This window comes from Collinsella aerofaciens, assembly GCF_019131995.1.
Classification (GTDB): domain Bacteria; phylum Actinomycetota; class Coriobacteriia; order Coriobacteriales; family Coriobacteriaceae; genus Collinsella; species Collinsella aerofaciens_S.
This window is the reverse complement of record NZ_JAHONA010000006.1, coordinates 45,670-58,121: the sequence shown is the minus strand read 5'-3', so window position 1 is coordinate 58,121 and position 12,452 is coordinate 45,670. Positions and strand designations below refer to the sequence as shown.

General features: G+C 59.7%; 8 protein-coding genes. 6 read left to right on the top strand and 2 right to left on the bottom strand.

The features are described from left to right. Positions 1–144 precede the first annotated feature (144 nt). Both KSY82_RS03165 and KSY82_RS10525 read right to left on the bottom strand, forming a co-directional pair. A complete protein-coding gene (locus tag KSY82_RS03165; RefSeq protein ID WP_217750249.1) occupies positions 145–2,229 on the bottom strand; it encodes a protein kinase domain-containing protein in 2,085 nt (694 codons plus the stop codon). 171 nt (positions 2,230–2,400) lie between these two features. Next, positions 2,401–3,363: an FHA domain-containing protein gene (locus KSY82_RS10525; RefSeq protein ID WP_217750248.1), complete on the bottom strand. Its 963-nt coding sequence runs from the start codon at positions 3,361–3,363 to the stop codon at positions 2,401–2,403. Between the two features lie 588 nt (positions 3,364–3,951). On the opposite strand from KSY82_RS10525, the gene KSY82_RS03155 reads away from it, so the two are divergent. The 6 genes from KSY82_RS03155 to KSY82_RS03130 all read left to right on the top strand — a co-directional run bounded on the left by KSY82_RS03155 (position 3,952) and on the right by KSY82_RS03130 (position 12,406). Then, entirely contained in the window at positions 3,952–6,210 is a 2,259-nt protein-coding gene (locus KSY82_RS03155) for a DEAD/DEAH box helicase (protein ID WP_217750247.1), read from the top strand. Between the two features lie 621 nt (positions 6,211–6,831). After that, positions 6,832–7,593 (top strand): ferredoxin family protein, encoded by a 762-nt coding sequence (locus tag KSY82_RS03150; protein WP_148332050.1) that lies wholly within the window; start codon positions 6,832–6,834, stop codon positions 7,591–7,593. Positions 7,594–7,936: 343 nt separating this feature from the next. Next, complete coding sequence (locus KSY82_RS03145; RefSeq protein WP_217108014.1) at positions 7,937–8,449, top strand: PTS sugar transporter subunit IIA; 513 nt, start codon at positions 7,937–7,939, stop codon at positions 8,447–8,449. An 18-nt stretch (positions 8,450–8,467) separates the two neighbouring features. Then, positions 8,468–9,322: a PRD domain-containing protein gene (locus KSY82_RS10520; RefSeq protein WP_368042027.1), complete on the top strand. Its 855-nt coding sequence runs from the start codon at positions 8,468–8,470 to the stop codon at positions 9,320–9,322. Between the two features lie 99 nt (positions 9,323–9,421). Next, entirely contained in the window at positions 9,422–11,020 is a 1,599-nt protein-coding gene (locus KSY82_RS03135) for a PTS transporter subunit EIIC (RefSeq protein ID WP_217750246.1), read from the top strand. A 3-nt stretch (positions 11,021–11,023) separates the two neighbouring features. Continuing rightward, complete coding sequence (locus KSY82_RS03130; RefSeq protein WP_022094313.1) at positions 11,024–12,406, top strand: 6-phospho-alpha-glucosidase; 1,383 nt, start codon at positions 11,024–11,026, stop codon at positions 12,404–12,406. Positions 12,407–12,452 lie beyond the last annotated feature (46 nt).

Below are 12,452 nucleotides of genomic sequence, written 5' to 3'. Positions count from 1 at the left end.
CACACTTGAGTCACATTTATGAGTCGAAGTTCTCGGCAAGCTAATGTCTCGTTCTGTAACATCTAGCAGCAAATATGACCTCTAACCGTTACAGATCAAGACAATTGCCGGGGAGGGGTCCCGTCACGGCAAGACGCCCGCCGCCTAGATGCAGAACCCGGGGATCACACAGGTTAGCTTGTTTGGCTTGTCCGCAGGCGTTGCGTACGTAAAGGCGTCGCCGTCGTGGCCCACGCGATTCAAATAGAGTGTGCCTCCACTCTCCGATGTGTCAGGACTCACCGTGCGCTCCCACCAGCAGGTGTCCTTGCCCTTCCACTGGCGGACCATCGTCTCGTTCGTGGAATACGGGCTCACCTTGAGCTCGCGGAAGAGCTGATACTCTTTGCCCTCGCCGTTGTAGATGTCTGCCAGGTAGTGATAGTCCTTGGCAAACGAATCGGGCGGTTGCGTACCGCACAGCTCGACCATAGCGGGCAGCCAAAGGGTTGCGGGCAACTCGCTCAGACACGATGCACTGTTGGCGGCGCCAGCGTTATTCGAGACCTTTTTGACAGATTTGATGAGTGCGCGTAGCTCATTGGGCAGCAGCTTAAGGCCGTCGCCGTCGAGCCATTCTCGCAGCTCGCAATCTGCCCAGCCGGAGCTCGGCGGTTCAGCCGCAGCGTTGCGCTCGGCAATACCGGCGTCGAACATAAACGTTAGCCCTGCCTTGCCCGTACCGTCCAGAAGCTCATCGTGACGGATGCCCACAAGCTGCGCGCCGACCTCCAGCCCGTTGGTGAGTTTCACGCGCTTGGTACACGGATAGGGGATATGCCCATCGGCATCGAGCAGGTGGTAGCGCTTGGCAATCTCGCGTGCCTCGCTACGGGTCTCGGCGGCCTTAATCTTGAGCGAAATCTCCTGCAGCTGATCCCAGGTGTAGTCGTCAAGTGAACCGCGGATGCCATCGAGGTAGTCGGGGATGCCAAAGCCATGGGTTGCCGCGCCAATGACGCCGAGCCCCGCAACGACTGCAGCGACGCCGCCGATAATAAAGCGACGGCGGGTCATGGCATCGTTCCGGGCCTGCTCCAGGATCTCTCGCGCGCGCTCGCCGGCGACGTCGACCTTAAGGTGCGTACCGGAGTCGATGTCAATCGCGGCCTCGTCTCCTGTGCCTTCGCGGCCCTCGGATTCGGCATCGGTGAGGTATGCCGAGAGCACCTCGAGCATCTGCTGCTCGGTGGGACGATCGCACTGCTCGACTGAGAGACCCTTCATGATGATTTGGACGAGCGCTTCATCGCCCTCGCAGCGCGGCTCGAGCGGTGCCGGCTTGGTCTTGGTCTTTACGAGATAGAACGAGCCGGTTGCAGCGGCGTCCGTCGACTCAAAGTCAAACGGTTTGCGACCGCTGTAGAGCTGGTACAGAATGCTCGAAAGCGCATAGACGTCGATTGCCGGCGAACGGCGAAGGGCCGCGATGCCTTCGATATCCTGCGTGAGCATCTCGGGCGCGGCGTATGCGGGCGTGGCAAAGCGCCCGATGTCGGCGCGTCGGGTGATCGTGTCGTCGCCGAGAGCCATGGTCGCGGAGCCCATGTCGATGAGGCAGGGGTCAAAGGAACAATCAGCAATCTGCTGCTCGAGCGTTCGGCTGGTGGTGCGGAACATGATATTGGCAGGCGACAGGTCGCGATGGATGACCGGATTCACGAGGCCTTGGGTCATCAAGAGCGCACGAAGCACGGCGTTTCCGACGGCGGCGACCATCTGGGTGGTCAGCCCGCCCGAGGCGTCGTGCGGAAGCAGGGGCAGCGCCTGCTTGAGCGAGGTGCCCTCGACCCACTCCATGAGGATGAGAGGGTCATCCTCGCACGATCCGTAGCCATAGACGCGCGGAAATCCGCGCAGGTGCGAGACGGTATACAGATGACGGTACTCCTCGAACAGCGCGGCGGTGCTGGCCAGGTGCGCTGCCGATTGCTCGGCGGAGCGGTCGGGGGCTTGGCCGGAAAGGATAGCGTTGTCCTTGAGCAGCTTGACGGCAAAGACCTCGCCGCTCGTGTTGGTCGCGCGCAGCACGTGCCCGATGTTGCCGTTGTTGCGGTGGGCCGTCTGGAGAATAAGCGTCATAAACCGACGTTTGGCGTCGTCCTCGGCACTGGGGTCGACCGCCACGGCGGTATCGAACGTGTCGAGACGGATGAGTTTGTCGCCATAGGCGCTATCGGTAGTATCCATGGCGTTCCTTTGTCTGGCATGGGTTGCCGCACGTATACGCGAACAGTGCGGATATCGGTAAAGTACCACGATAGCCGCACTGCCCACGTATACCGCTGAGCATTGTCGTTTACGACGCAGAAGGTAGAAGACGAAAGACGGACGGCGACCGTCTTTCGATCGCCGTCCGCGCTAGTCCACAATGACAAGGAATGTCGTGTAGAGACCCAGATGGAGCCTGTCGCTGTTTTCGATTTCCACTGGGGGATAAATCTTGCCGGGCTCGCGTTGGTCGCGCGGCGGCTCAATCACAATATCGCCGTCGCCTGCACCCGATTCGAGCACCGTGCCGTTGGTCGATCCAAGGCCCTGGGCGTACCAGTGCTCACCCTCAAGCCAAATGCGAAGATGCTCGCGCGATGCGTCGGCGCCCACATCGGTGATGCTGGGCGAGGTTTTGGGCAAAGAACCAATCACGGTGCCGTGCGGATCGCGTGTGAGGGGATGGATTTGCATGTCGGCGCAGTTGTCGGCATGGGTTCTGAGCAGACCGAGGTTGGGGGCGACGGTGCGCGGCTGCTCCAGGCTGCTCATAAAGCCACGTCCGACGGTAGTTTCGGTGGTGCCAAAGTGCTCGCCCGTCTTGCTGTCGCAAAAGCGCTCGACGGTGGCCACGCCCTGAACGGGATCGGCGAGCGCCCCCGTTGCCACAAAGAGCATAAGGTAAAGCGTGCTTTTCTCGCGCACGGCATTGCCGTCAAAGTTGTCGATGCGATTGAGGGCATTTGCATATAGGCGGCTGTCCAGCTTGTAGCTGGCGAGAGCCGACATCATTTCGTTGGCGGCCGGACCGCGATAGTGCTCGGCGATTGCCCGATAGGCGGACTCGCCGCCGCCGAGCTTGCTGCAGATTGCCGAGGAAAGGTTGAGCGTGGTGACGGTAAAGTCGCTGTAGATGGAGGGCGCGCACTGGTCAGGCTTGCGATGGACGATGTAACGGGTGAGATACGAGCGGTTGGAAGAGCATTTCTCGAGCAGGGTACTGCCGAGATAAGAGTTTCCATTGATGAGCATTCGGGCGATCTCGAGATGTTTAAGACCGCCGAACGAGCGAATATCGTTATAGAGGACCGAGCAAGGCGTCTCTGCTGCCACGGATACCTCCTTTGATTGCTTCCTAGCCAATATGGCGATAGGAATTAATGGCCCCCGGTGGGCGACGTATTAAATGGCTGCGCAATATATAGCGTAACCAAAGCAACATTATAGGCCACATGTTCGAAATTGCAGGAAGACTGAGAGATTTGGTTTGGACTGGACGGAAATCCCCCTCTGTCTTGATCTATAACAATTAGGGCCGATTTTACTCGTTAACTGTTACAGATTGAGACGTTTGTGAGCCGTGTCGACCGTTTGTCTCGATCTGTAACACGTAGAGGAAGATTTGCCCTGTAGATGTTACAGACCGAGACAATCAGCCGGGCCCACCTCGTCCGCCTCGTCATCTGTGGTTTACGTGGGGGCATACGGAGTACGGGTATACTAACCGGCGGCGAATCTGCTCCATCGCTTAGGGCCGCTGCGTCTGGACGGCGCGTGATAGGGCTGCCAAAGCGATCGCCAGCGTGCTGAGCAACGTCCTCTCTGTGCGCACCCGTTTTTGTATGTATTAGCGCACTACCAAGCACGCCCGCGCGGCCGCATGCCGTGCCCCTTGCGCGTGCAGATAAGGAACAACAACATATGCGTAATTCTGTATCCGACGTCACCGACGCCGAGATTCTGGACGAGACCCGCGAGGCCATGACCCAGGCTGCCTTCGATGCCGCCGACGAGGCAAATGCTGCCCAGGCCGTCGAGTCCGCTACCGAGAGCCTGCCCGCCTTTGACGAGCTGGGCCTCTCCGACGAGATGCTCCGTGCTATCGAGAACCTGGGCTACACGGCGCCCACGCCCGTTCAGGCCGGCTCTATCCCCGTGGTGCTCGAGGGCCGCGACCTGCTTGCCGCCGCTCAGACCGGCACCGGCAAGACGGCCGCCTTTTTGCTGCCGACCATGAACAATTTGGAGCACATTGCTCCGCCCAAGCCCGTGCGCGAGCGCGGCGGCCGCAACCGCCGTCGCGGTGTTAAAAAGCCCGAGGGCAACGGCCGCGGCCCCGTGATGCTCGTCATCACCCCCACGCGCGAGCTCGCCCAGCAGATCGACGAGGTCGCAAGCAAAATCGCCGACGTCACCGGCCATGTTGCCGTGACCGTCGTGGGCGGCGTGAGCTACAAGCCGCAGACCGCGGCACTTAAGTACGGCTGCGACATCCTGGTCGCAACGCCGGGCCGTCTGGTCGATCTGATCGAGCAGGGCGCCTGCCACCTGGACGAGGTTAAGGTCCTGGTGCTCGACGAGGCCGACCGTATGCTCGACATGGGCTTTTTGCCCGCCGTCCGGCGCATTGTGCGCGAGACGCCGGCCGAGCGTCAGACGCTGCTGTTCTCGGCGACCCTCGACGAGGAGGCCGTGGGCGAGATCACCGACCTGGTGAGCGACCCGGCTCGCGTGGAGATCACACCTGCCACGTCGACCGCCGACACCGTCGACCAGTTTGTGTTCCCGGTGTCCATCGAGGCCAAAAACAACCTGCTGCCCGAGTTCCTCAAGAAGGAGGGCCCGGAGCGCACCATCGTCTTTATGCGCACCAAGCACCGCGCCGACAGCTGCTGCCGTCGTCTGGAGCGCAAGGGCATCAAGGCCGCCGCGATTCACGGCAACCGCAGCCAGGCTCAGCGCGAGCGTGCCCTTTCGGCCTTCCGCGACGGTACCGTCGACGTGTTGGTGGCAACCGACGTGCTCGCCCGCGGCATCGACATCAGCGACGTGCGCTACGTCGTGAACTTTGACGTGCCGGCCGAGCCGACCGACTACATCCACCGTATTGGCCGTACGGGCCGCGCCGGCGAGCTGGGCTGGGCCATCACGTTTGTGACCGAGCAGGATGTCGATGAGTTCTACGAGATCGAGAAGCTCATGGACAAGACCGCCGACATCTACGAGGCCGGCGACCTGCATGTGGGCCCCAATCCGCCCGCGGTTGACCCCGAGCGCGATCCTGCGGCCTTTAAGGTGAAGAAGAAGACCAAGCGCGGCAAGTCCAAGAGCAAGAAGAAGCTTGAGCAGGCGCGTCGCGACGGCAAACGCAACGGCGACGATTACGGTGATGTGGCCGGTCGTTCCAACCGCGGTCGAGACGAGCGTCGCGGCGACGGTGAGCGTCCGAGCCGTCCCAAGCGCGGCGGCAAGACCCGCGTGCGCGAGGGCGTTCAGGCTCGCGTGGACGAGGCTGTGGAGAGCGTGGCCCGCGAGGTGGCTGCCGAGGAGCGCGGCGGTGCTGGTGTCGTTGAGCAGGCCCCGCGCGGCAACCGTGCCGAGCGCCGTGCCAAGCAGTTCCAGGGCGAGGCGCATCGCCGTCGCCGCGAGGACGAGGACCGCGGCGGTCGTCGCCGTGTTGAGCGCGAGGACGAGGGCCGTGGCTCGCGTGGCGGCAAGCGTGGTTCGGGCGATCGTCGTCGTTCCGGTCGCGATGGCGAGCGCGGCGGCCGTGATGAGCGCCGTGGCGGCGAGGGCCGCGGTTCGCGTGGCGAGCGTGGTACTCGCGGCGGCGAGTCCCGTGGCGGCAAGCGCTTTGATGAGCGCGGTGGCCGTGGCGGCGAGCATCGCGAGGGCACTCGTGGCAATGGCAGCCGCAGCGGTGCTGGCCGCTCTAACGAGTCGCGCGATCGCCGCGATCCGCGTGCCAGCCGCGATCGTCGCGATGACTGGCGCAACTACGACGATACCCGCGAGGAGCGTCGTGGCGGCTATCGTGGCGGGCGTGGCGGCAACCAGGCCGGCTCCCGCGGCGGCCGTGCCGGCGGTCGCGATAATCGTGGTAGCTATGGCAATAGTCGTGGCGGCAAGCGCGGCGGCAGCTCCCGTCGCCCCGGTGACGGCGGCGGCAAGCGCAAGTAACATACGCATCGCCCGCTAGAGCGAGGTGAACCAAGGGCCCCGAGCAACTACGCTCGGGGCCCTTTTTGTTTGCCGTATCCGATCGCTAGTTCAAATGTGATTTCCTCGGGAATGCATCTAGAGGATGCCGTGGGCCTGTTTCCTACCATGCGGCAATGGGTCCCATGGGGTGCGCCGTGCATTTTTTGGAGTATTCTGCAGTTCGAGTTGTCTGCATATGATTTGACGTCGCCAACGGTGGCTTTCGGATATCCCTAGCGAGCGTTCTGAGTCAGATTTCGTCGTTTTCCGGAGCAGGGGCGCGTCATTCTCGCCATGTCGGAACCCAAAATGACGCAGCGCCCTAAAGGTTTGCCCGCTCGGGGTATTGCTGGCGCGGTCACGTTGCAGAATACTCCGTTTTTTGCACGGGCCAGGATGGGGTACCTCGGGAGAACACGGCGGTATCCCGTAAATATATACAATCTGTACCGTAATTTATACAAAACGAAGAGGCAGACAGCGTAGGGTTGGTGCATTGGGGTGCTTGATGCACCAAAATGGGGATCCCACGTGCCGTATACTCTGGCTGGATGTGAAAACGGCTTGACGCGTTGCCAGACGTAGGGGGAGGGTGTCTCGATGAGCGTATTCGAAATTGTGTTTAGTCCGACGGGTGGAACGCAGAAGGTGTCTGGCCTTGTGGCCGGGGCACTGGACAAGAATACCGTTACCGTCGATCTGACCGATAGCGGGCTAGATTTCAGCGCTGTCTCGATGACTGAGGACGACGTGGCCGTAATCTCTGTGCCGGCGTATGCCGGTAGAATCCCGGCTGTGGTGGCTGACCGGTTGGGCATGGTTCACGGCAACGGAGCGCGGGCCGTTCTGGTGTGCGTCTACGGAAACCGCGCGTTTGAGGACACGCTCGTAGAGCTGGAGGACGTTGCGAAGCATGCGGGATTCCGGGTGATCGCGGCAGTTGCGGCCATTGCAGAACATTCCATTGCGCGACAGTTTGCTGCCGGTCGTCCGGATGCGCAGGATGCGGCGCAGCTTGCTGAGTTTGCTCAGCAAATTCAGCAAAAGCTGTTGGCTGAGGATGCGTCCGAGCCCTCTATCCCCGGCAATCGTCCTTATAAACAAGCTGGAGGTCACCGCATGGCGCCCGAGGCAACAGAGGATTGCGTCTCCTGCGGTGCATGCGCCGCGGCGTGCCCCGTTTGTGCTATCGACAAGGGTGACCCCAAACGAGCAGCTGGCGAGGCGTGCATCTCCTGCATGCGCTGCATCGCCGTATGTCCGCGAGGTGCTCGCAAGCTTGATTCCAGCAAACTATCCGCTGTTTCCCAGATGCTGAGCAAGGTTTGCGTCGTGCGGAAGGAATGCGAGCTCTTCATCTAGCGCATACGAAATTGGCGCAATGGGGCCAGGTTAATCTGCACCGACCTGGTGCAAACAAACCTGTCCCCAATGCACCAGAGCAAGGAGTGTCCCCGGGTGCCGGCAGAAAAGGAACGTCCCTAAGTACCGCATAAATACCGTTTATCGGAGAAAAAATACCGTTCGCCGGTCATAATGATTGTTCCGGCTTTGGGCTTGTCTACAATAACCCCCGTAAAAGAAATGCGGAAGGTTACCGAGTCCCCTCGGACGTGGGCCTAACCAAAGTCTTTGATCGCGAGCGTCTCAATGGGCGCATTCGATTGATTTTGGTTGGGCTATATTTATGAAGGGACATGTCACCATGGGTTTCTTTTCTCGCCTAATGGGTGGCTCGGATAAGCAGACGACTGCGGCTTCCGAGTTCGAAATCCTCGCTCCCGTTTCCGGCGAGCTTGTTCATCTAGAAAATACCAATGACCCCGCTTTTAGCAGCCGTGCAGTGGGCGATGGCGTTGCCGTGGTTCCCCAAGAGGGAACGGTGTGCGCTCCTGTTTCCGGCACCGTCGCGGCGCTGTTTCCGACTGAGCACGCGCTGGGCATCATGTCCGACGACAGCTCTGCTCAGGTGATGCTGCATATCGGAATCGACACTGTTAAACTTGAGGGCAAGGGCTTCCATGCGCTTGTTGCCCAGGGTGATCACGTTGACGCGGGCCAGCCCCTCGTCGAGGTCGATTTCGACGTGGTCCGCGCCGCCGGCTTCGATCCCACGGTCTTCGTTATCGTGTGCGAGCGCTCGGAGAACTCGACTCTTCGCGAGCATGCTTCCGGCCCTGTTGCTGTTAAAGAGCCTGTTATCTGGCTTTCCGAGTAAATTCTTGTGGTGGGTACCGTGGTTATCAAGCGAGTTTTTAACAACAACGTCGCAATGGTCACTTCGGACGATGGCTCCGAGCTCATCGTCATCGGTCGAGGCCTCTGCTTTGGCCGTCATGCCGGCGATGCCATCGACGAGGCATCAGTCGAAAAGACCTACGCGTTGCAGGAGGGAACTTCTCAGGATTCGCGTACGATCGACCGCTTGGCACATCTTTTAGAGTCCATCCCCACCGTCAACCTCGTGATTTCCGAGGACATCGTTCAGATGCTTCGTCGAGAGCTCAATGTCGATATCAATGACAAGATTCTCATCGCTCTCGCAGACCATATCAGCCTTGCTTTGGAGCGCGAGCGCAAGGGCGTCCCCTGTGAGAATCCGTTGCTGCTCGAGATTCAGCAGTTCTATCGCAAGGAGTATGCACTTGCGGGCCGTGCGCTGCAGATTATCAAGGAGTATATGGGCATCCAGATGAGCGAGGAAGAGCAGGGTTTCATTACGCTGCATATCGTCAACGCCACCATGCCGCAGCGCTCTGACCGCCTGATCGTTTCGGTCCAGCTTGTTCGCGACGTGCTCGCGATTGTTTCCGAACGCTATGCTACGACCCTCGACGACACCTCGTTGCCCTATGAGCGTTTCGTCCGCCACCTGCAGTTTTTCGCACAGCGGGCGCTTGACCCCACGGCCGGGCAAATCAATGGCGACGCGCTGTTCCGAATCGATGAAACGGCGTATCCGTGCGCATTCTCGTGCGCGGACGCCATAGCCGCCCACTTGTCGTCTACCTATAACGTTGTCGTTACCGATGCCGAGAAGAGTTATCTCGCGTATCACATTGTTAACCTGCTTGGAGAACCTGGTCTCTAGGCATAACGTGCCCACACATCGATTGATATAAGGCAGGGCTTACGGTCTTGTCCAGGGCACATCTGTCTCAATTTGCGGAAAAGGAAGGGGAGTACCGCTATGGCCGCAAAAAAGAAAGTTAACCTCAAAGCGCCGTTGGAGGTGTTCGCGAAGTCGATCGTCCAGCCGATGATGTATCTCTCGGTTGCCGGCATCCTGCTCATCGTGGGCATCATTCTGACCAACAAGACCATTTGTGCTTTGGTCCCCGTACTGGGCTCCGGTCCGTTCCAGCTTGTGGGCGCCGTTGTCTACCAGTCGCTGATGTTTATCATCAACAACCTCTCGATTCTGTTCTGTGTGGGCATCGCCGGCGCCATGGCAAAGAAGAACAAGGGCCATGCTTCGCTGATCGCCCTGATGTCGTTCTTCCTGTTCCTGCAGGCTAACAACATCGTGCTCAACGCCACCGGCTCTCTTGCCGATGCGAGCGGCATGCTCGGCCTTACCGGAACCGGCCAGGCCACCGTTATGGGCATTCAGGTGCTCGATACCGGCGTGTTTGGCGGCATCATTCTGGGCTGCATCACCGGTGCCGTGTTCAACAAGTATTCGAACAAGCAGTTCCCCATTGCCCTTTCGATGTTCTCGGGCGTTCGCTTTCCGTTCCTGATCATGATCATCATCTCCTGGATCATGGGCGCTGGCTTCTGCATCGTTTGGCCTCCTGTCCAGGGTGCCATCTCCTCCGTTGCCGGCATCATTAAGGAGTCGGGCAACATCGGTCTGTTTATCTACGGTATGCTCAACAAGCTGCTCGTTCCCACTGGCCTGCACCACCTCATCTACACCCCGTTCCAGTTCTCCGATGTGGGTGGCACCCTGACGCTGGGTGATCAGGTTATCGCCGGCGCCTATCCCATCCGTGTCGCCGAGATGGCAATGACGGGCCAGCCCTTCTCCGATAGCACCTACTTCAACAGCTATACCTTCAACAACCTGTGGCCCTACATCGGCATCGGTCTCGCCTTTATCGTCACCGCTTACAAGGGGAACAAGGACAAGACCAAAGCCGTTATCATCCCGCTGATCATCACCGCCGTGCTCTCCTGCGTGACCGAGCCCATGGACTTCCTCTTTGTCTTTGTCGTTCACTCGGTTCTTTCCGGCATCTTCCTGGTCCTGCTCAAGGTCCTCTCCGTGCCCGCTTCGACTGCAGGCGGCATCATCAACATCGTGGTCTCCAACCTGGTTCTTGGTGTCGATAAGACCAACTGGCCGGTTATGCTGGTGCTCGGAGTCGTCAACGCCGCTCTGTACTTCTTCCTCTTCACCTTCCTTATTAAGAAGCTCAACCTCCACACGCCTGGTCGCGAGGAAGAGTCCGAGCTTGCTGAGTCCGTTGCCGAGGGCGAAGCTGCCGCGTCTGTCGCGGTGAAGCAGGGCGCTGTTGCCGCGGCTCCCGCAGAGGGCGTCGATGCAGGTATTGCCGACCTGGTCGCAGGTCTTGGCGGCAAGGACAACATTGAGGAGCTCGAGAACTGCTTTACGCGTCTCCGCGTGAACGTTAAGAACCCGGACCTCATCGATGAGAACCTCATCAACCACGTGCCCAACAGCGGCATCAACCGCAACGGCAACAATATTCAGATCATCTTTGGCATGAAGGTCGCCGAGATGCGCGACAAGGTCGAGAACGCAATTGAGAAGGAGCAGTAAACAATGATCATTACTCTGTGTGGTGGCGGATCCACCTTTACCCCCGGCATCGTCAAGTCCATCGCCCTGCGCAAGGACGAGCTCGACGTTGACGAGATTCGTCTGTACGACATCAACGAGGAGCGCCAGCGCAAGATCGGCGTGCTCGTGGACTGGATTTTGCACGAGGACCTCGGCCTGGACATCAAGCTCACGGTGACCACCGACAAAAAGACGGCTTTTACCGACGCCAGCTTCGTGTTTGCCCAGATGCGCGTGGGCGGCTACGCCATGCGCGAGCAGGACGAGAAGATTCCGCTGCGTCACGGCTGCGTGGGTCAGGAGACCTGCGGTTGCGGCGGCCTTGCCTATGGCATGCGCACTATCTTCCCCATGGTCGAGCTGATCGATGACGTTGAGAAGTACGCCAAGAAGGACTACTGGATTCTCAACTACTCCAACCCTGCCGCCATCGTCTCCGAGGGCTGCCGCGTGCTGCGTCCCAACGCTCGCATCATCAACATCTGCGACATGCCGATCGCAATCATCGACGTGGTTTGCGCCGCGCTCGATATCGACAAGAAGGATGTCGAGTACGATTACTTTGGCCTCAACCACTTTGGTTGGTTCACCTCGATCCGCCACAAGGGCGAGGAGGTCCTGCCGCAGCTGCGCGAGTACATCAAGGAGCATGAGATTCTGCTGCCCGATTCTTACCTCAAGGGCATGGGCTCGCTCATGGCAAAGAAGCCCGAGGAGGCTACCGACGAGCACCCTGAGCAGAACCGCCACACCAAGGGCAGCTGGTACTACGTCTGGAAGGGCGAGTACGAGATCATGGAGTGCTTCCCGGAGTACCTGCCCAACACGTATCTGAACTACTACCTGCAGCAGAAGGAGTTCGTCGAGCATTCCAACCCCGAGCGCACCCGTGCTAACGAGGTTGAGGAGACGCGTGAGAAGAACCTCTTTGATGGTATCGATCACTACGAGAAGACGGGCGAGATCGACGAGAGCACGTTCTATGCGGGTAGCCACGGCGACTGGATTGCCGACCTGGCCATCGCTCTGAAGAACGACACCAAGCAGCGTTTCCTGGTCATTTGCGAGAACAAGGGCGCCATCCCCAACATGCCCTACGACGCTATGGTCGAGCTGCCTGCCTACATTGGCAAGAACGGCCCCGAGGTCATCAGTCGCGACAACATTCCGCTGTTCCAGCAGGGCCTCATGATGCAGCAGCTGAACTCCGAGAAGCTCATTGTCGAGGCTACGATCGAGGGCTCGTACGAGAAGGCGCTTAAGGCCTTTACGCTCAACAAGACCGTGCCGTCGATGAAGGTCGCCAAGGAGGTTCTCGACGACATGATCGAGGCCAACAAGGGTTACTGGCCCGAGCTTAAGTAAAAGCAACAGGGTCGCTGACCGCATACCTGGAGCAATGCCCCGTCCA